18 protein-coding genes and 2 rRNA genes are annotated in these 24814 nt (G+C 41.7%); 14 read left to right on the forward strand and 6 right to left on the reverse strand.

Going from position 1 to position 24814, the window contains the following annotated elements:
• Positions 1 to 26: 26 nt before the first annotated feature.
• Positions 27 to 608: a DUF4126 domain-containing protein gene (locus PQO03_RS00330; RefSeq protein ID WP_420792870.1), complete on the forward strand. Its 582-nt coding sequence runs from the start codon at positions 27 to 29 to the stop codon at positions 606 to 608.
• 129 nt (positions 609 to 737) lie between these two features.
• Entirely contained in the window at positions 738 to 1163 is a 426-nt protein-coding gene (locus tag PQO03_RS00335; protein ID WP_274150480.1) for a hypothetical protein, read from the forward strand.
• A gap of 23 nt (positions 1164 to 1186) precedes the next feature.
• Here PQO03_RS00335 and PQO03_RS00340 read toward each other — a convergent pair whose 3' ends face one another.
• Both PQO03_RS00340 and PQO03_RS00345 read right to left on the reverse strand, forming a co-directional pair.
• On the reverse strand, positions 1187 to 2287 hold the full coding sequence (locus tag PQO03_RS00340; protein ID WP_274150481.1) for a hypothetical protein: 1101 nt from the start codon (positions 2285 to 2287) through the stop codon (positions 1187 to 1189).
• A 117-nt stretch (positions 2288 to 2404) separates the two neighbouring features.
• A complete protein-coding gene (locus tag PQO03_RS00345) occupies positions 2405 to 2785 on the reverse strand; it encodes a hypothetical protein (protein ID WP_274150482.1) in 381 nt (126 codons plus the stop codon).
• Between the two features lie 577 nt (positions 2786 to 3362).
• On the opposite strand from PQO03_RS00345, the gene PQO03_RS00350 reads away from it, so the two are divergent.
• The 4 genes from PQO03_RS00350 to PQO03_RS00365 are packed head-to-tail and all read left to right on the forward strand — an operon-like array spanning position 3363 to position 8249.
• A complete protein-coding gene (locus tag PQO03_RS00350; RefSeq protein ID WP_274150483.1) occupies positions 3363 to 4178 on the forward strand; it encodes a sterol desaturase family protein in 816 nt (271 codons plus the stop codon).
• A complete protein-coding gene (locus PQO03_RS00355; protein WP_274150484.1) occupies positions 4171 to 4596 on the forward strand; it encodes a hypothetical protein in 426 nt (141 codons plus the stop codon). Before PQO03_RS00350 ends, PQO03_RS00355 begins: the two co-directional genes overlap by 8 nt.
• The gene (locus PQO03_RS00360; RefSeq protein ID WP_274150485.1) at positions 4589 to 7129 is read left to right on the forward strand and encodes a GH3 family acyl-acid amido synthetase; all 2541 of its coding nucleotides are present in this window, start codon (positions 4589 to 4591) and stop codon (positions 7127 to 7129) included. The genes PQO03_RS00355 and PQO03_RS00360 overlap by 8 nt, the downstream gene beginning before the upstream one ends.
• Positions 7122 to 8249 carry an enolase C-terminal domain-like protein gene (locus PQO03_RS00365; protein ID WP_274150486.1) on the forward strand — a complete coding sequence of 376 codons (1128 nt, stop codon included), beginning with the start codon at positions 7122 to 7124 and terminating at the stop codon, positions 8247 to 8249. The genes PQO03_RS00360 and PQO03_RS00365 overlap by 8 nt, the downstream gene beginning before the upstream one ends.
• Positions 8250 to 8449: 200 nt before the next feature.
• Here PQO03_RS00365 and PQO03_RS00370 read toward each other — a convergent pair whose 3' ends face one another.
• Positions 8450 to 11191: a valine--tRNA ligase gene (locus PQO03_RS00370; RefSeq protein WP_274150487.1), complete on the reverse strand. Its 2742-nt coding sequence runs from the start codon at positions 11189 to 11191 to the stop codon at positions 8450 to 8452.
• Between the two features lie 261 nt (positions 11192 to 11452).
• Here PQO03_RS00370 and PQO03_RS00375 point away from each other — a divergent pair, with 261 nt between their 5' ends.
• The gene (locus PQO03_RS00375) at positions 11453 to 12043 is read left to right on the forward strand and encodes a hypothetical protein (RefSeq protein ID WP_274150488.1); all 591 of its coding nucleotides are present in this window, start codon (positions 11453 to 11455) and stop codon (positions 12041 to 12043) included.
• 54 nt (positions 12044 to 12097) lie between these two features.
• Here PQO03_RS00375 and PQO03_RS00380 read toward each other — a convergent pair whose 3' ends face one another.
• Positions 12098 to 13822 (reverse strand): CocE/NonD family hydrolase, encoded by a 1725-nt coding sequence (locus PQO03_RS00380; protein WP_274150489.1) that lies wholly within the window; start codon positions 13820 to 13822, stop codon positions 12098 to 12100.
• Between the two features lie 323 nt (positions 13823 to 14145).
• On the opposite strand from PQO03_RS00380, the gene PQO03_RS00385 reads away from it, so the two are divergent.
• From PQO03_RS00385 to PQO03_RS00400, 4 genes are all read left to right on the forward strand, one after another.
• Positions 14146 to 15843 (forward strand): cation:proton antiporter domain-containing protein, encoded by a 1698-nt coding sequence (locus PQO03_RS00385; RefSeq protein ID WP_274150490.1) that lies wholly within the window; start codon positions 14146 to 14148, stop codon positions 15841 to 15843.
• Between the two features lie 201 nt (positions 15844 to 16044).
• The gene (locus PQO03_RS00390; protein ID WP_274151848.1) at positions 16045 to 16557 is read left to right on the forward strand and encodes an RNA polymerase sigma factor; all 513 of its coding nucleotides are present in this window, start codon (positions 16045 to 16047) and stop codon (positions 16555 to 16557) included.
• Positions 16554 to 16943, forward strand: a complete 390-nt coding sequence (locus tag PQO03_RS00395; protein WP_274150491.1) for a hypothetical protein — start codon at positions 16554 to 16556, stop codon at positions 16941 to 16943. Before PQO03_RS00390 ends, PQO03_RS00395 begins: the two co-directional genes overlap by 4 nt.
• A 12-nt stretch (positions 16944 to 16955) precedes the next feature.
• Complete coding sequence (locus tag PQO03_RS00400; RefSeq protein ID WP_274150492.1) at positions 16956 to 17597, forward strand: hypothetical protein; 642 nt, start codon at positions 16956 to 16958, stop codon at positions 17595 to 17597.
• A gap of 5 nt (positions 17598 to 17602) precedes the next feature.
• Here the strand turns inward: PQO03_RS00400 and PQO03_RS00405 are convergent, their stop codons facing one another.
• Both PQO03_RS00405 and PQO03_RS00410 read right to left on the reverse strand, forming a co-directional pair.
• A complete protein-coding gene (locus tag PQO03_RS00405; RefSeq protein WP_274150493.1) occupies positions 17603 to 18100 on the reverse strand; it encodes an NUDIX hydrolase in 498 nt (165 codons plus the stop codon).
• Positions 18101 to 18120: 20 nt separating this feature from the next.
• Entirely contained in the window at positions 18121 to 18492 is a 372-nt protein-coding gene (locus tag PQO03_RS00410) for a DUF4870 domain-containing protein (protein WP_274150494.1), read from the reverse strand.
• A gap of 267 nt (positions 18493 to 18759) precedes the next feature.
• Between PQO03_RS00410 and PQO03_RS00415 the strand changes: the two genes are divergently transcribed.
• The 3 genes from PQO03_RS00415 (at position 18760) to PQO03_RS00425 (ending at position 24806) form a co-directional block, all read left to right on the forward strand.
• Positions 18760 to 19359 carry a superoxide dismutase gene (locus PQO03_RS00415; RefSeq protein WP_274150495.1) on the forward strand — a complete coding sequence of 200 codons (600 nt, stop codon included), beginning with the start codon at positions 18760 to 18762 and terminating at the stop codon, positions 19357 to 19359.
• A gap of 722 nt (positions 19360 to 20081) precedes the next feature.
• Positions 20082 to 21597 (forward strand): 16S ribosomal RNA (locus PQO03_RS00420).
• Between the two features lie 292 nt (positions 21598 to 21889).
• Positions 21890 to 24806: ribosomal RNA gene (locus PQO03_RS00425) — 23S ribosomal RNA — on the forward strand.
• Together the 16S and 23S rRNA genes form the textbook arrangement of a ribosomal RNA operon.
• Positions 24807 to 24814 lie beyond the last annotated feature (8 nt).

Below are 24814 nucleotides of genomic sequence, written 5' to 3' on the forward strand. Positions count from 1 at the left end.
TAATTAAGAGGAAGAAAGAAATGGAAATAGAATTATTAACGGGTTTGTGTATTGGGATAGGACTGAGTGCCGCATGTGGTTTTAGAGTTTTCGTACCGATGCTGGGAGTTAGCTTGGCTTCACGCGCAGGGCACATGGAATTAAGTTCTGGTTTTGAATGGCTCGGCGGAGATTTGGCGATGATTGTCTTACTCATTGCCACAATTTTTGAAGTAGCCGCGTATTTTGTTCCTTGGGTAGATAATCTACTGGATACGATTGCAGCACCTGCCGCTATAGTAGCGGGGACAATTTTGACCGGAGCAATGACCGGAGAAATGAGCCCATTATTTAAATGGTCTTTAGCATTGATTGCAGGTGGCGGCGCAGCTGCAACCGTTCAGGCCGTGACCACCGTGGTTCGTGGGACATCTACAGTGACAACCGGTGGTATAGGCAACCCTCTTGTGGCAGCAGGGGAACTTGCAGGTGCGACCGGAGTAACACTCCTCGCAATTTTTGTTCCTATTGCGGCAGTGATTCTAGTGATGGCAGCACTCATCTACCTCGGTTTTCGAGTCATGAAAAAGAAACCGGGAACAGAACTTAGTCCTCCCTCTGTAGCTTAAAGGCATTCATAATAATCAACACAAAAAGCCCTCTGTTTGAGAGGGCTTTTTTTATGAAAAGTTAGATTTCTTTACTTTGTTTGTAATAAAAAGACAATTTGTTCGTCATAGTTTTAAAAAGGTGGTTCTATGAAATATCTATCATGTGTAATAGTGTTTTTTATCTCTGTTTCAGCTTGGGCGAAACTTGATATGAGTCAATACAAAGAGTCAGTTCACTTGGGTGAACAAGTTGTCTCGATTAGCAAGGCAGAAATTATAGTGAATAAGATGCCGAGCACTGATGAGCAAAAATCGAAGCGCTATATCATCATCAATTTATCCGCGAAAGATGGCAAAAAGATTGTGGCCGACTATAAAATTTTATCTTTAAGTTTTCCCGGGTGCACGAGACGCTTCCACAAAAAAGTTACAGAAATACGAGAAGGTGGCTGTGTTGTTCACACTTTACCCACTTGGGCAAAAAAAGGTGTCTTAGTGGCTTTAGAAATCGAAGATGTGAACGGCAAGAAAACAAAACTTAAAGCCATAGCGACTAAAATGATTGTCCATTAGATAATTGGAGATGCCTAAATCGATCAAAATCCATGAGTGTATTGGTAGAGGGCAAATAAGCTTTGATCTTTAGAATTTTGAAAAACGATTGTACGTCCATCTTTATCCATAGTTTCTATTGTTAGAGGTTCTTCCTGATACTGACCATTAATTGAATTTATAAATTCTTTTTGTGCTTTTTTGGTTTTAAAGTTCTCTTTAACATCTTCTGAAGTCCAGATGCCAATGAAAGTTAGGATATCTTCATTTTCCATAAACCAAGGCCCCTCATTTTCATAAGGTGGGGTTCGACTAAGTTTTTCGAGGATTTCTTCGTTCATCCCTTCTTGAAAATCGTAATCAATTTCATGAATAACTTTTAGTACTCCCTTTTCGATGGCATTAAGGTGCACATAAAAGAAATGATCCCCAGCATGGTTCTGCTCGACAAGATCTCTTAATTCGTGCTCACTAATATCCACTTTAAATGATTCATTATAAGCACTTACATTCGGGCGTAAACAAATTCCTTGCTCACCTGTCAGATCACATTTTGCATCATCAAGTGGTTTCCAGCCTAAAAATTCAAAATCTGCTTGGAAGTAATTCATTTCGATTTTGTTTGATTCCTTTTTGCCAAAACGTTTTTCCATTCTCTTACGATGTTCAGCCATTTTCACTTGTTTTTCGGTTTCACGTGTTGCTCTCGCAGCGATTACTTCAGGGTCTTTATCACTTTTTGCTTTCCTTTCAGCCATTGTATCAGATTTTTCCTGATATAAAGAATCTAAGTCTTCATCGTAATAACCATCTTTGACAAGTTCTTTTTTGATTTGGGAACTACTTTCTCCACCATAAAAACCTATATCCCAGTAAGAATTGTAAGATGAATCACTTAACAAGTCATTATCATATAATACACGGTATAATTTTTGACTCATGAACGTATCCCAACCTTTCGTAAACAAATCAAGGTCATTTATTTTTGGAGTAAAATCAGGAGAAATTGATGCAGGAACACGCTGTAAATATTTATCATTAATCTCTTCTCGAAACATTGTTTCAAACTTTTTGAAATCGTTTTCAATAATAGCCCAATAAACAGATCGACTTGGTTTGGTCTCACCTGTTAAGGCTTTAACCAAAACTGGTTTAAAGCTCGCTCCCTTTAAAGCATTTTTTCGAAGAGTTTAACAAATTTCTTTTTCACAAGTAAAACATATGAACCATCATATAAAATATTTGTTTGAAGAATTTTAAAATTACCAAGAGTTTTTTTTCTCAAAAATCAGCTCATTGTCGATAATTTCGTTATAGTATTTCTCTCTATCATATTCAGTTTTAGTATAAAAGCTTAAATAAGCTGCAGAAAACCTATCAGCATCTTCATATTCTAATTTTGTCTCTGAGTAATACCCATTATCACATAAAAAAAATCGATCACTTCTTTGGAGTTCATATTTTTCAACAAGGGCAGTAAGCTCTAAAAACTCGAGTAAATCAACATCATCTTGCCTAAACCAAAATTTATTATAGCCGTCAAAAACAGAAAATTCTCTGCTGATTTCTTTAACTTTCTTATTTAAAACCCTGAAAATTTCACGACTTTTAAATTTAAATTCAAACTTATATTTTAATTTCATTTTGACTTCCTCCCCCAGATCATACTTTTCTCGTACTTGACATCAGCACATAATTTACATGTCATCACTAATTTCGAAAGCGTTAGTCAGAGTTAAGAGATCCATGATTTATAACTATTAGTAACTAAATTTGTACAAAACAGCTTACTATACAAAAAAAGCCTCCACGATGGGAGGCTTTTTTTATGGAGTGAGGCGAGGCTTACTCGATGATGAGTGCGATTGCCACACCTTCTCGTGCATCTGTGTACTCAAGACCTTCGCTATTGAAGCTCACTTCTTCAGCGCGAGCGGCAGCTTTTAGCTGTCCTGGTTCGCCTTGGAGAAGTTTGAGGTGGTCACCTTCAGCTTTTACGGAGATAGCTTTGATAGGTGATTTAGATTTGAGGCCATTAGCTTGTTTAATAGATTATAATGTAAGGGTTGATTCCTTCCATTCACCATTGATAAAGTCAATATTGACTATCAATATCGACTTTATTTAATTTATGAATTATCATGTTAGTATATGCTAAATAATATAAGGATGTTTTCAATAAACCACCTCAGGGCAGGCTTTATTTTACATGTGTGATAAATGAGAGAATTTTTAGATTTAGTCCTTAATATGCCTGCTTGGCAGAAGCTAGCCATAGTGATTTTTTCACTGAGTTTATGTTGGCTGCTCGAAACTTGGAATCCTTTATTTAAATTCAACTACGATAAAAAAAGGCATGGTCTTACAAATTTATCCTTGTTTTTATGGATGTCTTTGATCAACTTTTTCTTTGGACTCTTTTTAGTTTATGGCTTAGATTTTTTTCAGTCTAGTGGTTTCGGGCTACTGCAAATCATTTCACTTCCACTATGGTTTGAGTTCGTCTTATCGGTATTAATTCTCGATTTTATTGCTCAATATGTAATTCATGTATGTCTGCACAAAATTCCGTGGATGTGGAAGTTTCATGTGATTCATCATAGTGACGAACAGCTCGATGCAAGTTCAGGTACGCGCCATCACCCGATTGATTATCTCCTGCGCGAAGTTTACTCTTTCATAGCGCTTGTACTGCTGGGGATTCCGGCGGCCTATTATTTTACATTTCGACTATTTACGATCTTTTTCACCTATATCAATCATGCCAATATTTCCGTACCCACCTGGCTCAACCGACCGCTCTCTTTGATCTTTGTGACCCCCGACCTACACAAAATCCATCATCACCGTAAACAACCCTGGACCGACCAAAATTACGGTAATATATTCTCCTTCTGGGATCGTATTTTCGGCACTCTGATAGAGGCTGATTCACGTGATGTTGAGTATGGTCTAGATTCACTTGGCGAAGGCTTTGACGCAGGCGTCAAGGATTTGCTGCTGCTGCCCTGGAAAAAAGATGATACACATGAATAAACGTGCGGCATTTATACTGCTATTACTCACGCTACTATTTCTAGGCCGCGTCAGTGCTCAGCTCGTAGAATTCTATGTTGATGTGCCCATCATCCCAAATTTCGAGGAATGGCACAGTGCCACCATCCCCTATGGGCTACTACTCTTTTTTCAGCTTATCATTCTTTACCTGATGCTGATTAATGTGAAACGTTTATGGGAGGGGAACTTCAGTGCAAAAATGAGTAAAGGAAAAATATTCTTGATGTTGGGCCTCGTTTACTTTTTTGCGATGATCGCTAGACATATCCTCGGATTGACCCTTTTGTCTGATACAGTTTGGTTCACCAGCTTTTTATCTATTTATTTCCATTATGTCCTAGCGGCTTATCTCACTTATTTAGGCTGGATTCACCACAAGCAGGCCACTCATGCGTAAAGTTTCATTACTCAATGCCTCTATCTATCCCGCGCTTATGGCGTTTTCCTTAGTACTTTTTTTTGCTTTGCAAAGTATGGGCGTGTCCTTGCTTCTGAGTACTTATTCACCCGTGATACTTGCGGCATTAGTCATTTGCCTTTTCGAAAATTTCCGACCTTATAATTCTACTTGGAAGCCCAATTCTGCTGAGATCAAATCTGATGCGACCTATATGCTAGTAGTTCAAGTTCTGCTAGCGCGGATGCTCGCCTTCAGTTTTACATGGCTTCTCTTAACAGCTAATTTTAATGCGCCCAGCGCACTCTGGCCGCATTATTGGCCCGTGCTCCTACAAGTTGTCATCATGATTTTACTGGCAGACTTTCTGCGCTATTGGCTGCATCGCCTAGCTCATAGCTGGCAACCCCTTTGGCGTTTGCACGCAGTTCACCACGCGCCGTCAAAGCTCTACTGGTTTAATGTGAATCGCTTTCATCCCCTGGAAAAAGTGACGCAGTTTTTATTTGATGCCTTGCCCTTTATTTTACTTGCGCTCGACCCAAAAGTCCTTGGCTTGTATTTCGTTTTTTACGCCGTCAATGGATTTTTTCAACACTGCAATATTAAAGTCGAAATGGGCTTTCTAAATTATATCATCAGCGGACCTCAATTGCACCGCTGGCATCATTCGCGCAAAGTGAGTGAATCAAATAATAATTACGGAAATAATATCATTATCTGGGATTTACTTTTTGGAACCTGGTTTTATCCACGGGAACGCCAAGTTGGTGAACTGGGCTTACTCAATAAAAATTACCCCCAGGATTTTGCGGCTCAGATGCTCACCCCTTTGAGTGACATCGATAAAAAGCAGCTATCACCAATGGGCTTTATTGACTTGCTGTTAAATTTTCTTTTACGCATAAAAATGTATTTTATTTATATGATTCAGGTGAAAGGTTTTCTTGCGAGAACCGCGAATCCGATGAAGTATCAAATTGAACTCATGAAACGTATTTGCCATAACAATGCTAATACGGACTATGGCAAAAAATATAAATTCTCCAATATTGAAAACTATGAAGATTTTCAGAAATGTGTTCCCATTAGCGATTATGAAGACCTGCGTCCTTATGTCGAACAGCAGGATGAAAATAATACTAAAGCACTCATCGCAGGAAAAGTAATAAGCTATAAGCAAAGCTCCGGAACAACGGGTAAGGCAAAATATATCCCCGTCACTCGTGAGTCTTTGAAGTTCATGAAAATATCGCGTCAGATCACCGTGTGGTTTCAATACAAACTCAAGCCCCATTGTTTTAGCGGTCACGTGCTACCCATTGTAAGTCCAGAAATTGAAGGGTTCATGCCTTCGGGCTTGCCATTTGGCAGTGCCTCCCATCAAATCGCTGGCAGTATGCCCTGGGTGGTGAAGAAAAAGTTTGTCTTGCCTCCTGAAGTTTTTGAAATAGAAGATTACCCCATCAAGTACTATATAATGACTCGCATTGCTCTGGCGGACAAAAGTATCACTTATCTGGGGACCGCTAATCCGACGACCTTGCACAAGATATGTGAAACCTTCATGCTTAATAAAGCACAGTTATTGCAGGATATTGATAATGGCGGCTGTAACTATTTGAATGAACTACCGCAAAAGTTGCAGTCTAAGATAAGGCCTTGGCTAAAGAAAGATCCTCAACGAGCCGCGGAGTTACAAGATTTGCACAGAGCGCAAATCTTTGAGATTTGGCCTTATTTGAGTCTTATCAATACTTGGACCCGCGGTAGCTGTGGCATTTCGATCAAGGCTCTTTTGGAAAATGCACCGACTGAGCTGATGACTTGCGATCTGGGTTATCTGGCAAGCGAATTATATGGAACCCTGGTGATTGACCCACTCAAAGGGATTGAATTGCCCAATTTAAACACGGTCTTTTATGAGTTTTGCGAGCGAGATAAATGGGAGTCGAATTCACCGCAAATACTTTTACTTGATCAAGTCACCGAGGGCCAATTTTACTATGTTTTCATTACGACTTCGTGGGGGCTGTATCGCTATCAAATGAATGATATAATCACTGTTACAGGAATGTATGATAAGACGCCCGCACTACATTTTGTGCAAAAGGGCAGGGGATTCACAAATATGACTGGTGAGAAGCTCTATGAATCGCAATTGATTGAAGCGATGCAGAAACTTGAAGAAACATACAGCTTGCAGGTGAAGTTTTATCTTATGTTGGCTGATGAGCAAGAGTGTTTTTATCGGCTTTACCTCGAACAGGAAGAACAGGCCCCGGCTCAATCAGATCTGATGGCACTCACAAACGCACTCGATCAGCAGCTTCAGGACATCAATCTTGAGTATAAAAGTAAACGGGCTAGCACACGACTCAAACCACTGCGTTTAAGCCTGCTCAAATCCGGGGCTTACGAAGCTTATAAACGCGAACAGCTCAGTAGTGGAATTCGTGAGGGCCAATACAAAGTCTTACTGCTCGATTATGCCGCCAATAATAAATTCCCCTGGGAGGAATATCATGTCTGAGTCTTCTATTAAAAACTGTAAAAAAACAAGCTTAGTAAACAACTTGCTGAGCGCGGATTTGTATGAACTTCAGCTCCCCTTTCAGCAAGCGTTTTCACATAGTAAAAAATCGCGTAAAAGCTCTGATTCATTCATGCTGCGATTAGTCGATGATAAAGGTAATGAGGGCTGGGGTGAAGCTCTACCGCGTGATTATGTTACCGGCGAGGATGCCCGGAGTTTGAAGAAGGATTTTGCTGAGATCGCGTGGCCGGCCTTACCCGATATTCCTCCGCAAGTCCAGGGTAGCCTGCGCTGCCTCGTAAGCACGGCTTTACTCGATTTAGAATTACAAGCATCCAATCAGCATTTCGCTGAACGTTATCCGAAGCGAAGGGATATTTTTTCTAGTGGTGTGATAGGCTCTGGTTCTAGAGAATCAATCATAAAAATCGCAAAGTTTTACTGCGATCTTCAATTGCCTTCAGTGAAGTTAAAAGTATCTTGCCTCGATGACCTCGACTTGTTGCCAATACTTCGCAAAATCCTCGGTGATAAATGTCTTTTACGTCTTGATGCCAATGCCGCTTTCGATTTCGAAACCGCACTCGAATTTATGCGCCAAGCGGCCGCTTTCGGGGTAGATCTAATCGAACAACCACTTGCGGTAGGAGATGAAGAAGCCGCCGCGGAACTGCGTCGGGCAGGGCCTATGCGCATCATTGCAGACGAGTCTTTGACTAATCTTAAACAAGCTGAAAATTTAATCAAACTCGGTGCCTGTGATATTTTCAATTTACGGCTATCAAAATGCGGCGGGGTCGAGCCACTTATCGAAATCGCGAAACTCGGCCGCAAAAATGGTCTTGGTCTGATGATGGGCTGCCATGTAGGCGAGAGTGCCTTGCTCTCTGCAATGGGCAGTCAACTCGCCCAGCACCTCGGAGTCAGTCTTTTTGAGGGTTGTTTTGGATCTTACTTACTTGCGCAGGATATCTGTCAGAAAGACCTGCGCTTCGGTTCCTCGGGTAAAATACCCTCATTTAAAAGTGAAAGCTCCTTTGGCATTGATCTGGAAGCGGCGCAAATCATAAAACTTAGTGCGGATCATCTTCATTTTAGCACACAAGATTCTCTATGACAGACAATTGTGCGGGGGGTAAGCCATTCCACAAAGGGCTTGTCAAATGATTTATTAGCTTACGACTACTCCACCAAAAAAAGGCTGTGATCGATAAGAGTTATATCATATGTGCTTACAAAACAATTTTCCCATTACTTTAAGCACAAAAAAAGGCTCATTCGAAATGAAGAGCCTTTTTTTGAGTCTAGAGTTTAGATTTACTCGAGGATGAGGGCGATTGCCACACCTTCTCGTGCTTCTGTGTACTCAAGACCTTCGCTATTGAAGCTCACTTCTTCAGCGCGAGCGGCAGCTTTTAACTGTCCGGGTTCGGCTTGGAGAAGTTTGAGGTAATCCCCTTCAGCTTTTACTGAGATAGCTTTGATAGGTGATTTAGATTTGAGGCCATTAGCTTGCTTAATAGGAAGAATAACTTTCTTGATATCAGCTACTAATTCAGTTCTTAATAGCGCCGCTTCATCCATTTTTACGGCTAATTTAAAACGTTCGCTAGAACCTTCCCACGCATCGGCAACTTCGGCTTTCACAAGCTTAGAAATTTTGCAGACACCACAAAGGTCTTCACCTATTAAATCAATAAGTTGCTGATCGTCTTCACTGGCTTCCACGGTGAGAGTTTCTACTGCGAGCTTCATAGAGAAATTATTTTTGGACTTATAAGTTCTCACTAAAGTAACGAGATCTAAGAGTACGAGACCGGCTTTTTTTCCAGTTTCGCAAATCGCTTCTGCAGCAACACTCGGAAGTAAAGAGATATGAACTGATTTATCACCTTCGCGTTCACGGAAAACATCTTGGTAGATTTCTTCGCAAATATGAGGCATATAAGGAGCAAATAGTTTAATGATTCCCAGTTGGATTTGATAAAGCGTCCAGCGTGCGGCTTTGGCATCTTCAGCGGCTTCATCACCATAAAGGCGGTGCTTCACCATTTCGATATAATTATCACAGAAGTCAGACCAGAAGAATTGTTCAAGGGCATTACGCGCAGGGAAAAATTCATACTTTTCAAAAGCTTTGTGATAAGCGCTGATGACTTCATCAAAACGGGTAAGAATCCATTTGTCAACGGCCGTTAAAGTAGGCATGGCAGCGGAAGCATCAAAATTCTCTAAAAAGCCTTCTGCAAAACGAGTGGAATTCCAAAGCTTGGTAAGAAGTTTACTTGAGCCTTCGATTTCGTCTTCATCAAAAGCAATATCAGTACCGAGAGTACCGGATGATGCCCAGTAACGAATTTGGTCGGCACCGTGATTTGCGATCATCGCAAGTGGTGAGAAGCGATCGCCATCTTTTGATTTAGAGATTTTTGATTTACGTGCAAAGGCTTTACCTTCGACTTGTTGTTGTTCAACCTGAACATCTTTTTTGATCACGTGACCAGAAATCACGGCATCTTTCCATGGCACATCATTGAATTGGAAATAAGATTTCACAATGGTGTAAAAAGCCCAAGTACGAATGATATCGTGAGCTTGAGGACGCATCGACATAGGGCGAATTTGAGGAAGCTCATCTTCTTCACCCCAGCGCGAGTTCAATTCTGGTGAACTAGATGAAGTAGCCCAGGTATCGAGAACATCTGCTTCAGGAATAAGTGTTTCAGGATCATAGCCTTTGCAATCAAGGGGCTTGTCCACAAGTGGATTGACAGGGAGTTGCTCAGGTGATGCAGGGAGAACCGTTCCGTCAGGAGCATACCAAACGGGAATCGGAACACCGAAATAGCGTTGACGAGAGATAGCCCAGTCCCAACCGAGGTTATCGACCCAATCACGGTAGCGTTTGCCCATGAATGATGGGAACCAATTTACTTTTTCGCCTTGAGCTAAAAGTTCTTCTTTATGTTCAACAACTTTGATGAACCACTGTTTAGTGGGAAGATACTCAACAGGAGTACCACAGCGTTCGTGAGTATTCACAACGCGTGTTTCAGCCGCTAAGTCTTCTTGTTTGAAAATAATGTTTTCTTCTTTGAGTTTTGCGATGATTGCAGAACGAGCATCATCAATACTCATGCCTTCGTATTCACCTGCGCGCTCATTCATGAGGCCTTCGAGGGTCAAACAAACATTGATTTCTAAATCGTGTTCACGCCACCAATCGATATCGGTTACATCACCAAAAGTACAGCACATAACAATACCAGTACCTTTTTCCGGATCGGCTTTTTCGTCGGCAAGAATTTTTACTGTGTGACCAAAAATGGGTACAATAGCATCTTGACCAATGAGGTGCTTATATTTTTCATTCTCAGGGTGAATAAACATGGCTGCACAGCCAGGAAGTAACTCAGGTCGTGTAGTGGCAATAGGAATATCTTCACCATCGGCACTTTTAAAATTGAGGTAGTTAAAAATCGTGCCCTTGTTTACATCATCAACTTCTGCTTGAGCAAAAGATGTCTGACATTTCGTACACCAGAGTGTAGGGCTTTCATTATACTTAACTTTATCACGTTGGAGTAAATCAAGGAATGAACGTTGTGAAATACGCTGAGACTTTTCGCTGATGGTTGAGTAGGCATTTCCCCATGCGCAGGAAAAACCGAGACTCTGCCAAAGTTCTTTGAATTGAGAACGGTATTTAGCTGAAACTTCTTCACAGTGTTTAACGAATTCTGCACGAGGCATCTCTGAGCCCTTAATGCCTTTTTCTCTTTCGGTGAGGATTTCAGTGGGTAAACCATTGTCATCAAAACCAAAAGGATACATAACGTTTTTACCCAACATGCGTTGGTAACGAGCTACGATTTCTGCTTGGGTATAAGAAAAAACGTGTCCGATGTGAAGCTTGCCGGATACTGTTGGTGGGGGTGTGTCTATAGAAAAAACTTCTTTATCTGATTGTTCATCAAAGGCATAGATGCCTTCTTGATCCCAGAATTCCTGCCATTTTTTTTCGCTGTCGGCAGCACTGTATTTGTTGGACAAAGCCATGATTTTATCTCCGTATAAATTTAATCGCGCTAAAGTAATGCCATTGAAGGGGATTGAAAATTAATCACCCGATTTAGTACAGTATTCAAAGCTTAGATTTAATGATTTCTCGTTTAGTCTTAGAAGTCGCTCTAAGATTTTTTGTAGAAAAAGGAGGATTTTCTAGATTTGTCGTGTCAGTTTTAGTAGGTGTATACGATATTAATAAGGAGGACAGAGCTTTTTAAGTTTTGTAAAATTTTAATTCAGAAGGATAGAAATATGCGTATAATTACTTTAGTCATGGCCCTAGTTTTTTTAGGAAATAGTTCTTTCGCAAAAGAATTGTTCAAAGATCCAAGCTTTAAAAAGTTCGATGATTACTGGTGGGTAAAGCCTCATAATGAGTATAAATCCTATAAGCCCGTAATTAAAAAAGGGGTTTTTTCAGTCACGACAAAGCATACCTCAGAATCCCATTATTATGGATTAATTGGTCCAGTTGATTTAAAAGAAGGTAAGAAATATTTACTCACTTTTGAAATGAATTGCGAAGGTGAGGGGATGGTGAATATAATTGCACGTACAACAAAACAGACCGGTAAAAAGAAAGGCAAAACAAAAGATAAAACTAAGAATAAACTGGTAACTCTGGGGCTTGCGCACAAAGCTAAAGATATTCAGCCAGGATGGAAAAAATATACTTGTGAATTTACGGCCACTAAAAATCCCAATTCAGATCAGATTCCTTCGATCAAAATTTTACTTGGAGAATTTCAAGGGACAGTCGAGGTCCGTAAGATGTCATTAACAGAAAATTCCGATGGTGGAGATGGTGGGAAAAAAGGCACAGTCGAAATTACTGAGCTCTAATTCATTTTCGTATTTTTTTAAAAGCCCGTTTCGACGGGCTTTTTTTTCTAATTTTTATTTTACCACAGGAAGAATAATTCTGGAGGGGTATTTTTTTGAAAGCATGATCGTGTTGTTTGCTACAGGAGATTCATTAAAAGACATTACGGGTTCGTAACTATTGGGATGCACTTCGTACTTAGGACTGTTGCTACTAGATATATGTACAGCTAAACGGTGCCCCTTGTTAATGACAATCGCGGTACTCCACATATCCATCGTCAATTTATATACTTTGTCTTTTTTAAGTTTAGATTGCTTATCGAAACCTTCATGGAAGCGTCCCATAATAATCGAATCGCGTACAATGGCTTCGTAGCCATCTGGATAAATATCTATAAGATTAGCGGTGAAAGTAGTGTCCTCGACATCCGTTTTAATAAAAAGTTCAGCAAAAACCTTACCCGTAATCTCCATAGGAGCTTGAAGTACATCAGAGCGGAAACGCAGGATATCTTTGCGATCCTTGTTAAGTCTCTGATCTTTTGGCCCGACACCTGTGTGAATAAAAACATCTCCGCCAATTGAAGGCACAGGATTACGAGGATCGTATTTGAAACTGAGAGCGGCATTTTTTACTGTGGGTAAACTTGTCTTAAGAGAGCCATCACTCTTCATATAATAAGAGACTTTTTTATGGGGAACAGGCCAGACTTCTGTCATTTTGTATTCGTTTCCTGGAGCATTTGGATCAGTACTATCACCCATTAAGAAGTAGATCATCTTTGATTTTTCTGTTACCGAGCCTGTGAGTGCCTTGGAGAGCTTCGGCAGTTGCCATTTTGCGGGAACAGCACGCATGGGTGGTTTTCGTCCAGCCATATTTCCATGGCCAGAGGCATCGACTTGAATATATAAATTGCCCTTATCGGCAAAAGCCTCGAAATAGTCTAAAGCAGACTCCGCAAAAATGTCGTACCAGCCTGTTTTGGCAATAAAGGCAGTTTGATTGTTGATGGAAGCCTTTTTAATAGTTTGTGCGTAAGTGTTTTTATTGAAGAGAGTAATGGTGGGTTTTGGCCATTGAGGTGTCTGAGTATTGCGTTGTTGCAGCCAGTTATACATTTCCCTACGAACGCCATTGTGATAGGTCCAATATAAATAAGCATTACCGCCGCTAACATTTGTTGAAACAGTCTTCAAGGCAGGATGTTTTGCTAAGTAAGCCATATAGCCACAGAATCCGTGCCCACTCTGACCAATAATGCCCACATTCCCATTACAAAAAGCTTGTTTCGAAATCCAGTCAATCGCATCATAGCCATCTTCGATTTCATTATCAAAGCTCTTGGCATCGAATGTACCTTTGCCCTCAGATTCACCATCTCCTCTCGGATCCTGACAGATAAAGACTAAGTTTTGTCCTTTAAATCGATGGGCATTATGAAAGGCTGCACTCCAAATTCCGTAAGCAGTGCGAGTGAGAATTACGGGGGCAGGTCCAGCGTTCTTGGGGACGAAAATACCCGTAGCAAGCTTGACACCGTCTCTCATGGGAACCATGTGGCGTTCAAAGGTATAATCACCTCCTAGTTGAGCAGAAATAGTCTCGATACAATATTTTTCTTTTTCCGCATGGGTGAGGATGCCATCACCATTGAAATCCGATTTTGGGTGTTGCTTCATAAAGTGAGCAGCACCAGGAATTGCGGTAGGCAAAGATTTTTCAATATCCTTTGCATAGAGTGAATAGCTTATCAATGCTAGATTTATAAACAGTAATCGCTTTAGTTTTATCATTCATGTACCCGTTTAAATTATTGTTGAGATTTCGATGTGATAAACTGCTTGTTACTCTGAGCTGTTACAGGATATAGATATTTAGTGAATCTTTTTTAAATATACTTACTGTAGTGAAATCTAATTTTGACGAATATTCCACAAAAGTCATTTGATCACCTGAATTAGCTAATAAGTGACTTTTAGTACCTAAGGACATACCCTAAAATATGTCTTAAGGATCAAACCCGAAAAGTTTTTTATATTTTATTTGATCTTTTAATGGATTGGCAAGTATTTTATACCTATGTCTCTAGGAATGATAAAATATTAGGAGTGCACTCGTGCAGGAAATTACTCACCAACAAATCATGATCTTTTTCTTTAGCCTCGCCCTACTTATTGGCTTGGCACGTATCTTTGGTGAAATGTGTAAAAAAATTGGTCAACCTTCGATATTGGGTGAAATCGCAGCGGGTATAATTTTAGGGCCTACAGTCTTTGCCTACATTGCCCCAGATTTACAAGCCACACTTTTCCCATCGTCTGGGCCTCTCTATGTAACTTTTGAGTTCATTGGAATGCTAGCCATTACTCTGTTCATGTTGATTGCAGGCATGGAAGTGGATCTTAAATGCCTTAAAAAGCAGGCTAAACCTGCCACGATAGTGGGCATTAGTAGCATGGTGGTCCCCTTTATAGGTGGCTTTGCGCTAGTTTACCTTTTTCCGAAAACATTTGATACTCAGGAAAAAACACTAGTGACAGCCTTGTTTATGGCAACCGCCCTAGCCATATCGGCTCTCCCAGTAATAACAAAAATTCTCATGGACCTTAAGCTCATAAAAACTGACCTAGGTGTCACCATAATTGCAGCCGCCATTTTTAATGACCTGACTGGTTGGATGATTTTTGCGATTGTGCTCAGTTTAATGAGCGATAATTCAGGTGGTTTTCCTTGGGAGACAATCGTTGGAATTGTGGTAGCAGGAGTACTTATGCTCACTGTAGGCAGGAAAATAATTCTGGCACTGATCCCACGTGTCCAAGCTCATGCCTCCTGGCCAGGTGGAGTTATGGGCTTTGTACTAACGGGAGCTTTACTCTCTGCTGGAGTTGCTGAATGGATTGGCGTACATGGAATTTTTGGTAGTTTCCTTTTTGGTGTAGCTCTTGGCGATAGCCCTCACTTACGTCACCAAACTGAAGAGTATATGGAAAAATTCATTTCATTCATTCTAACCCCCATATTTTTTGCGACCATAGGTTTAAAAGTTAATTTCCTGACTCATTTCGATATTTTTGCAGTCGTGATTTTATTAGTGGTGGGTTCCGTAACAAAAATCTTCGGTAGTTATATTGGAGCTAAATTTTGCCGCATGAGTAAAAGAGAATCCTGGGCCTTGGCTTGGGGAATGAATGCTCGTGGAGTGATGGAAATTATTTTAGCTATCATCGCTTTAGAGGCTGGAGTCATTAACGATACTATTTTTGTGGCAGTGGTCATTTTAGCATTATTCACATCGATGACTTCTGGTGCTTTAATGAAAATTAGTCTAAGAAGACGTTCAAAAACTTCTGCAGCAACGAGCTTTGGGCGTGGTGCTTTCGTGGCAGATCTTTCTCATCAATCACCTTCCCACGTCATTAAGGATATTGTTCTTGGCCTTAAGTTAGATCATCAAGTTCAGGCCGACCTTATCCAAAGTATAATTAACCGAGAGCAACTGATGTCGACGGGACTTGAAAAAGGCCTAGCTGTCCCTCATTGCCGTACTGACTTGGTCAAAAAGCCAGTGCTAGCAATAGGCATCCATAAAGAGGGAGCAAATTTTGATTGCTTTGACGATGGTAAAGCTCATATAATTGCTCTGATTATCACACCTCTAGATGATCCGGAGAGTCAATTAGAACTCATTAGTCTTCTCGCATCTCACTTTTCATCCAAAGAAGAAATAGAAAAGGCAATGCAGTGCCATTCCAAGGTGGATATGCACGCCATTCTAAATGCAGCGGATGAATTATCCGAAAAGAAGCACTAGGCCTTAAGGCTTAAAGCCTAGTGGACATAGAGTTATTCTATGTAGAGTTCATTTTTTTATTAAATATTTTAGAGAATCACCAATAAAACTTTTAAAATTTGCGTTTTAACAATATCAAGCAAATGAAAAGAGTCTAAATTCAGTGAATCAATCAATAGCAAAAATGAGTTTAAAGGAAGTCCCAGTAATGAATCAGCCTTACTGAGCCAACTTAAGCAGGGAGATGAAGGAGCTTTAAGCGAATTAATCGTTCTGCATCAAGAAGCTATGATTGCGTATATATATTGCCTTAGTGGTGATATTGAACTCAGTAAGGATATTTGCCAAGAAAGTTATTTAAAATTGCTTAGCAAACCTCCAGTTCTGATAGTGGGAAAAAGTTTACGTTCGTGGCTTTTTCGCGTGGGTCGCAACAAGTTTCTTGATCATATCCGAAAACAAAAATATGAGTTTGCAGAATTGAATGAAAATTTAAGCTGTAGTGAAAAGTCACCAGATCATCAAATGATTCAATTCCAACAAAAAGAAAATATTCAGCACTGTCTTGAAGCACTACCTGAACTACTTCGTGAAACGGTAAAATTAAGGGTTTACGAAGAGATGAATTTTCGTGAGATATCTGAGCAAATGGGGACACCACTGGGGACAGTGCTTTGGCGTATGCAAAAAGCGCTTAAACTTCTAAAGCCCCAATTTAAAGGAGAGAAATCATGAATAAAGAAGATTTTCGCTTGAATAATGATCAGCAATTAGCGCTGAGATCGGCATTGAAAAAACAGCCAAGTATGAAAAGAAGTCGCTTCATATTACCGGCCTATGCGGCGGTCGTACTGGGCACTTTTTTACTAGTAAATCCAAAAACAGATGTAAACCCACCTAATCATTCTCAAGAAGTAATCAAAGAGCAATATTCCCATCAGGATTTGGTGAAGTTCGAGAGAGAGTTTGAAACCCGACGTAGTGCAAATAAGAGAGTTCGTAAAGATAAAGTAAAAGTTAGATTTCAAGCTAGGAAAAAAAGTAAATCAGCAAATTTGGCTGAAAAAATGGCAGGCACTCGTTTGCGTTTAAATAAATTGAAAAGTAAAATTAATAGTTAAGAGGAGTTAGAAATGAATAAATTATTTATCTTGTTTATGTTGCTGTTTACAGCTAGTGGCATGCTTTTTGCGAATAGTACAAAATGTAATTCTACAAGAGTTGGAATTGTTTTTGAAGAAGATGACGAACACGACGAAGATGACGAAGATGACGAACACGACGAAGATGACGAAGATGACGAAGATGACGAAGATGACGAAGATGAATTTGATGAAGAAGAGTTTAAACAGTTTTTGAGTAAACACTTTGGATTTGCACAAAAACTTAAGCAGCGCCTAAGTGAAGACGAACACGAAGAATTTATTGAAGAAATAGAAGAGCTCTACCTTAGCATCAAAGAAAATAGTGAAGACGAACATGAAAGTATAGAGCTTAAAATTGAATTGATGGAGATTCAATCCTACTTGATGGGAGAGTTGATTCGCTACACAAGCAATAAAGAAGAAAAGCAAGAGATGCAACAGAAATTAGCTGGGCATCTCAGTATACTTTTTGATTTAAAGTTGAAAACGTATCATATGGAAATGAAAGACTTGGCAAATGAAATACAAGAGATGCAAAAAATGATTCAAAAGCGTAAAATGCTTAAAGAAAAAATCATTGAAATGCAACTTTTTAAGCTAAGCAATGATGAAGATTTACTAGATTGGTAAGCTTATTAGTCAATTGATATTTGGAAATGTGACATGATGAGCTGATACGTGAAGCCCCAAAGGTCAGTCCCTTCTATATCAATGCAGGTAAAATCTAAATCAGGATAGTTCTTTGATTTTTGCTTCTTTAGATGAAATTGCGGCTTCCGCAAATAATCTAATGATACCCAGTAGTATTCATAGTGCTCACGAAGATCTAAAGTAATTTGCGGTTCATGCTCAAGTTCGAAAAAGTAGGGCTGAACCCACATGGGGTGTCCAACAGTCCCGCCAGCCGAAAGCATTGGAAGTTCTTCGTAATCACTGTGTTGATCTAAGGCGAAGTCACACTCTTCACGGGTCTCCCTGATTGCAGCAGCAAGAGGGGAGCTATCTTCGGGGTCAATTTTACCACCAGGTAAGGACAGGTGACCTGACCAAGGGTCTATATCATTGATGGAGCGCTTGAGTATAAGGATCTTGTCATCACAAAGAATGAGACTTACTGCGGCTTGTGCTATCATGATATGTTTAGGGTCCAAGTTTACTTAATCAAACGGATGGTCCATGGATATTTATAAAGCACGCCTCTGTTTGCGGCATTCGCAGCTTTGATGATACAGACTATATCTACAATGAGTATGGCAAAGAGCATTAAATAGCCGATCAATAACAGACATAAGACGATACTTATTACTGAATAAATGAGCATTGTTATTTGGAAATTGATAGCTTCTTTCCCGCACTCATCGACAAAGGGAGATTCATCTTTTTTTATTACCCAAAAAATAGCGGGCCCAATGATTCCGCCAAAAGGGATACCTGCAAAATTTAACAAGGCGAGAAGGTGACAAACCATGGCGTTGGTTTTTTCTTCTTTAGGTATATCTGCGGGGTCTATAATTAATTCATCCATCTAAACATTCCTCCATAGGGTAGTTATCTAATATGAGATAAATTGGAGCGATCTAATAATAGATCAAGTGTCCGATGCAATAATTATAATGAGCGATGGAGTATACGTCGATAAAAGGCAATGAAACAAGCTGTATCTATAGTGTTAGCTTCAGCATAGATTATATTTTGATTAAATATAGCGAATTCAATTTAAAAAATTTGTTGTGTGAGGGGCATAGGCATAAATTAATTGCAGCAATATTAATTTAAAATTAGAGGTACTATTATGTCATTTATTCAAAGAGATCTTCCCTATGGTTTTGATGATCTAGCCCCACATCTAGATCGTAGTGTTCTCGAGATACATTTCACCAAACATCATGCGGGTTACGTTTCGAAGCTCAATGCGGCATTGGAAAACACCGAGCTCATTAATAAAGATTTGACCTCTCTAGTCTCAGATCTTTCAGTAGTTCCAGAAGCAAAACGTGCAGCGGTGAAAAAACTTGCCGGTCAACATTATAATCATCAACTCTACTGGGAAAGCCTTTCTCCAAGAGGCGGAGGTGAACCTACAGGTTCATTAGCAGAAGCAATCATTAGAGATTTTGGTTCTTACGATGCTTTTCGTACAAGCTTTAATGCCGCGGCAGCAACACAGTTTGGCAGTGGTTGGGCATGGCTCAGTAATAATAATGGTAAACTTGAGGTGAGTTCTACAGGTAACGAGGATACACCGCTAATGACTGGAGCTAAACCTATCTTAACCTTAGATGTATGGGAGCATGCTTATTACCTACAGTATCAGAATCGTCGCCCTGCTTTTATTGACGCTTTTTGGAATGTCGTTGACTGGGATGCCGCAAACACACGCTTTAATTCTTAGTTGAAGCAATCGTTGTGATCAAAGAGAGAGCCTTTTGGTTCTCTCTTTTTCTTTGTAGTGAAAGCGAACGAATAAATATTAACCATTATACCGCTGAAGAGACATCTTATATATATTGATATAGGGAGCAATGCTTGACTTAAGGTCCGTGGATAATTATTAATGCATGCCATCATGACCTAATAAACACAGTTATATCCTGCTTGCGCTGTGTCCGAGTATAGATCGAGGCGAGATAAAGAGTGGAGTCAAAATCCACAGTAGGGCTAAGATCTCGCAACAGGAAACCCTATTTTCGAAGGGAGTATCACTCGCATTCCAGCTGGGCATTGATCCTTTTGAGCAGGAATGCAGCTTGAGAGCGTATATTTCGAAAAAAGATCTCTCAAGCTTAAAAAGCTGTAAGTGGCTGCCTAGAAGCGCTTAGGTGTGGTATAGAGCAGTTGCTTGCTAGAGAATCCGTATAAAAAGTAAATAAAAGATAGCAAAGGGCATTGCAGAAAAACGAACTGAGGATATTCTAAGGCCTCGTCAGAAACGACGGGCAAACAACCGGGCCGAAAGCGAGCTAGTTGAGAGTAAAAAAACGAAGATTTTTGATAGTTGAATTATATGATAGTAACGGGCTCCTAAATCATTTATGATTTAAGAGTTAATTTTTTCGAGAGAGAAAACTCAATAGAATAAAAAAAGTAATAAGTCAGAATCAAACACAATCAAATTGATTGGAGAGTTTGATCCTGGCTCAGAATGAATGCTGGCGGCATGGATTAGGCATGCAAGTTGAACGAGAATCTAACTTCGGTTAGAGGAAAGTAGCGAAAGGGTGAGTAACGCGTGAATAATCTGCCCCCAAGTTTGGAACAACAGTTGGAAACGACTGCTAAAACCGGATGTGGATATAAGGTCGCATGATCTAATATCTAAAGGAAACGCTTGGGGATGAGTTCGCGTGCCATTATGTTAGTTGGTAAGGTAACGGCTTACCAAGACTATGACGGCTAGGTGGTCTGAGAGGACGATCACCCACACTGGGACTGAGACACTGCCCAGACTCCTGCGGGAGGCTGCAGTCGAGAATCTTCCGCAATGCGCGCAAGCGTGACGGAGCAATGCCGCGTGATCGAAGACGGCCTTCGGGTTGTAAAGATCTGTCAGGGGGGAAAAACGATGATGGTACCCCCAGAGGAAGCCACGGCTAACTACGTGCCAGCAGCCGCGGTAATACGTAGGTGGCGAGCATTATTCGGAATTACTGGGCGTAAAGGGTCCGCAGGTGGTTAACTAAGTCAGATGTGAAATTTCAGTGCTCAACACTGAACCTGCATTTGAAACTGGTAAACTAGAGTATGTGAGAGGTAAGCGGAATTTGTGGTGTAGCGGTGGAATGCGTAGATATCACAAGGAAGACCAAAGGCGAAGGCAGCTTACTGGCACAATACTGACACTCATGGACGAAGGCTAAGGTAGCGAAAAGGATTAGATACCCTTGTAGTCTTAGCAGTAAACGTTGTACACTCGATGTTGGTCTGGTTAGTCGGATCAGTGTCTAAGCTAACGCGATAAGTGTACCGCCTGGGAAGTACGGTCGCAAGACTAAAACTCAAAGGAATTGACGGGGGCCCGCACAAGCGGTGGAGCATGTGGCTTAATTCGAGGCAACGCGAAGAACCTTACCCGGGTTTGACATTGAGCGACGTTCGGTGAAAGCCGAATTCCCTTCGGGGCGCGAAAACAGGTGCTGCATGGCTGTCGTCAGCTCGTGCTGTGAAGTGTTCGGTTAAGTCCGGCAACGAGCGCAACCCATACCCTTACTTGCTAACAGGTAATGCTGAGAACTTTAAGGGGACTGCCCGTGTTAAGCGGGAGGAAGGTGTGGACGACGTCAAGTCAGTATGGCCCTTACACCCGGGGCTGCACACGTGCTACAATGGCCGGTACAAAGGGCAGCAACCTAGCGATAGGAAGCGAATCCCCAAAACCGGTCTCAGTACGGATTGGAGTCTGCAACTCGACTCCATGAAGATGGAATCGCTAGTAAATGGGCATCAGCTACGGCTCATTGAATACGTTCCCGGGCCTTGTACACACCGCCCGTCACATCATGGGAGCTGAGTTCACCCGAAGTCGTTGCGCCAACCTGCTTGCAGGAGGCAGACGCCGAAGGTGGGCTTAGTGACTGGGATGAAGTCGTAACAAGGTAGCCGTTGGGGAACCAGCGGCTGGATCACCTCCTTTTTAAGGAATGAAAAAAGACTAACCTCTATTTAGAACTTCGGTTCTATAACATGAGTGCTTTTTACATGACTTATTACCCCGTTACTATCATATAATTCAAATATTGGACCGAGCGACAGCGCTCAGTCTTCGATATAGATCCTTGAAAGGAAGAAAACAATAGAATGAAAGAGTCAAAGTATAAAGTAAGAAACAATTTATACCAAGATCGCAAACCAAAGAATACAAGATAGAACGACTTAGTAAGAAATAGGTGTGTCGCCGAAAATGTTAATTTTTTAAGATTTTTGGTGGACAAGCTAGTAAGGGTGTATGATGGATGCCTTGGCACTAACAGGCGATGAAGGACGCGTTAAGCTGCGAAATGCCTCGGGGAGCTGCAAAAGAGCTTTGATCCGGGGGTATCCGAATGGGGAAACCCAACTGGAGTTATGTCCAGTTATCTCTGACTGAATAAATAGGTCAGAGAAGCGAACCTAGGGAAGTGAAACATCTCAGTACCTAGAGGAAAAGAAATCAACCGAGATTGCGCTAGTAGCGGCGAGCGAACGCGCAAGAGCCTAAACCTAAGAGCTTGCTTTTAGGGGTTGCGGGACCTGCAATATTGTATTGAAGAGATAGCTGAATAGTTTGGAAAAACAAACCACAGAGGGTGATAGTCCCGTAAGCGAAATTTCTTTAATATATAGCGGGTATCCCAAGTAGGGCCGGACACGTGAAACCCGGTCTGAATCAGGGAGGGCCACCTTCCAAGGCTAAATACTCGTTAGTGACCGATAGTGAACCAGTACCGTGAGGGAAAGGCGAAAAGAACCCCGTAAGGGGAGTGAAATAGAACCTGAAATCATACATCTACAAAGTGTGGGTCATCTTTATATGATGTACCGCATGCCTTTTGCATAATGAGTCTGCGACTTACTGTATACGGCAAGGTTAAGTTATTAAACGGAGCCGAAGCGAAAGCGAGTACGAATAGTGCGATTCAAGTCGTATGCAGTAGACCCGAAACTGAGTGATCTATCCATGAGCAGGTTGAAGCCCGAGTAACATCGGGTGGAGGACCGAACCAATACGTGCTGAAAAACGTTTGGATGACTTGTGGATAGGGGTGAAAGGCCAATCAAACTCAGTGATAGCTGGTTCTCTCCGAAATAGCTTTAGGGCTAGCCTTGAGTGCTTCTTTACGGGGGTAGAGCTACTGATTTTTCGCGGGCCCTTACCGGGGTACCAACAAATATCAAACTCCGAATACCGTAAATTTATGAGCTCAGGAGTCAGACTATGTGGGACAAGCCGCATAGTCAAAAGGGAAACAGCCCAGATCGCCGTCTAAGGCCCCCAAGATGGGCTAAGTGGAATTAAGGATGTGGAGTTGCTTGGACAATCAGGATGTTGGCTTAGAGGCAGCCACCATTTAAAGAGTGCGTAATAGCTCACTGATCGAGTGATTCTGCGCCGAAAATAATCGGGACTAAAGCCCATTGCCGAAGACGCGACCCAGCTTGCTGGGGGTAGGAGAGCGTTCTATGCAGGAGTGAAGCTTGATGGAAACAACAGGTGGACCGCATAGAAGTGAGAATGCAGACATAAGTAACGAAAAACTGGGTGTGAATCCCAGTCACCGAAATCCGAAGGTTTCCTGGGCAAGGTTCGTCCCCCCAGGGTTAGTCGGACCCTAAGGCGAGGCCCAACGGCGTAGTCGATGGACAACAGGTTAATATTCCTGTACTAGTTAAGTGTAGTGATGAAGGGACGCGGAAGGAAAGTGCAAATGAGTGTTGGATATCTCATACCAAGCAGGCAATTCGTAGAGTAGGAAAATCCGCTTTACATAAGAACCAACTGTTACGGGGCGAAGAAACCTTCGGGTAGAAACGCTTTGCATGGAACCATGCCGCCAAGAAAAGCTTCTAAGCGTTTGATGCTTAATTATCCGTACTAAAACCGACACAGGTAGGAAAGTCGAGTAGACTAAGGTGCGCGAGAGAAACCACGTTAAGGAACTCGGCAAATTAGCCCCGTAACTTCGGGAGAAGGGGTGCCCCCTCAGGGGGGCCGCAGTTAAGAGGTCTGGGCGACTGTTTAGCAAAAACATAGCACTCTGCAAACTCGAAAGAGGAAGTATAGGGTGTGACACGTGACCAATGCCAAAAGGTCAAATGGAGAGGTTAGCCTTCGGGCAAAGCTTCGAAATGAAGCCCTGGTGAATGTCGGCCGTAACTATAACGGTCCTAAGGTAGCGAAATTCCTTGTCGGGTAAGTTCCGACCTGCACGAATCGTGTAACGATCCAGACACTGTCTCAACGTGGATCTCGGTGAAATTGTAGTTCCGGTGAAAATGCCGGATACCCGCAGATGGACGGAAAGACCCCATGAACCTTTACTGTAATCTGATATTGTTGTTCGGGCAGATATGTGTAGCATAAGTGGGAGACTGTGAACTTACGTCGTCAGGCGTAAGTGAGTCGTCAGTGAAATACCACCCTTATCTGTCTGGGCATCTAACCCCACGTCCGTGAATCCGGATGGGGGACAGTTTCAGAGGGTCAGTTTGACTGGGGCGGTTTCCTCCTAAAAAGTAACGGAGGAGCTCGAAGGTCTACTCAGTATGGTCGGCAATCATACGTAGAGCGTAAGGGTAGAAGTAGGCTTTACTGTAACACCGACAGGTGGAGCAGTTGCGAAAGCAGGACCTAGTGATCCAGCGGTGGAAAGTGGTATCGCCGTTGCTCATCGGATAAAAGGTACTCTGGGGATAACAGGCTTATCGCACCCAAGCGTCCATAGCGACGGTGCGGTTTGGCACCTCGATGTCGGCTCATCACATCCTGGGGCTGAAGAAGGTCCCAAGGGTCCGGCTGTTCGCCGGTTAAAGTGGTACGCGAGCTGGGTTCAGAACGTCGTGAGACAGTTCGGTCCTTATCCTCTGCGGGCGCAGGATATTTGATAGGAGCATTCCCTAGTACGAGAGGACCGGGAATGAGTGACCTCTGGTGTTCCAGTTGTACCGCCAGGTGCATTGCTGGGTAGCTACGTCGCGAAAGGATAAGCGCTGAAAGCATCTAAGCGCCAAGCCCCCCTAAAGATGAGATATCCCAGGATTTATCCTCTAAAGGCTACAGGAAGACTACCTGTTTGATAGGCTGGAGATGTAAGCATAGCAATATGTTCAGTTGACCAGTACTAATCAGCCGTGAGGCTTGTCCACCTCTTTTT

It is taken from the genome of Lentisphaera profundi, assembly GCF_028728065.1.
Taxonomy (GTDB): domain Bacteria; phylum Verrucomicrobiota; class Lentisphaeria; order Lentisphaerales; family Lentisphaeraceae; genus Lentisphaera; species Lentisphaera profundi.

What these genes read in the sequence shown, in the direction of transcription:
- PQO03_RS00335 (WP_274150480.1), top strand. Translation starts at nt 738, where the DNA reads ATGAAATATCTATCATGTGTAATAGTGTTTTTTATCTCTGTTTCAGCT.
- PQO03_RS00345 (WP_274150482.1), bottom strand. Translation starts at nt 2,785, where the DNA reads ATGAAATTAAAATATAAGTTTGAATTTAAATTTAAAAGTCGTGAAATT.
- PQO03_RS00350 (WP_274150483.1), top strand. Translation starts at nt 3,363, where the DNA reads ATGAGAGAATTTTTAGATTTAGTCCTTAATATGCCTGCTTGGCAGAAG.
- PQO03_RS00355 (WP_274150484.1), top strand. Translation starts at nt 4,171, where the DNA reads ATGAATAAACGTGCGGCATTTATACTGCTATTACTCACGCTACTATTT.
- PQO03_RS00360 (WP_274150485.1), top strand. Translation starts at nt 4,589, where the DNA reads ATGCGTAAAGTTTCATTACTCAATGCCTCTATCTATCCCGCGCTTATG.
- PQO03_RS00365 (WP_274150486.1), top strand. Translation starts at nt 7,122, where the DNA reads ATGTCTGAGTCTTCTATTAAAAACTGTAAAAAAACAAGCTTAGTAAAC.
- PQO03_RS00370 (WP_274150487.1), bottom strand. Translation starts at nt 11,191, where the DNA reads ATGGCTTTGTCCAACAAATACAGTGCTGCCGACAGCGAAAAAAAATGG.
- PQO03_RS00375 (WP_274150488.1), top strand. Translation starts at nt 11,453, where the DNA reads ATGCGTATAATTACTTTAGTCATGGCCCTAGTTTTTTTAGGAAATAGT.
- PQO03_RS00380 (WP_274150489.1), bottom strand. Translation starts at nt 13,822, where the DNA reads ATGATAAAACTAAAGCGATTACTGTTTATAAATCTAGCATTGATAAGC.
- PQO03_RS00395 (WP_274150491.1), top strand. Translation starts at nt 16,554, where the DNA reads ATGAATAAAGAAGATTTTCGCTTGAATAATGATCAGCAATTAGCGCTG.
- PQO03_RS00400 (WP_274150492.1), top strand. Translation starts at nt 16,956, where the DNA reads ATGAATAAATTATTTATCTTGTTTATGTTGCTGTTTACAGCTAGTGGC.
- PQO03_RS00405 (WP_274150493.1), bottom strand. Translation starts at nt 18,100, where the DNA reads ATGATAGCACAAGCCGCAGTAAGTCTCATTCTTTGTGATGACAAGATC.
- PQO03_RS00410 (WP_274150494.1), bottom strand. Translation starts at nt 18,492, where the DNA reads ATGGATGAATTAATTATAGACCCCGCAGATATACCTAAAGAAGAAAAA.
- PQO03_RS00415 (WP_274150495.1), top strand. Translation starts at nt 18,760, where the DNA reads ATGTCATTTATTCAAAGAGATCTTCCCTATGGTTTTGATGATCTAGCC.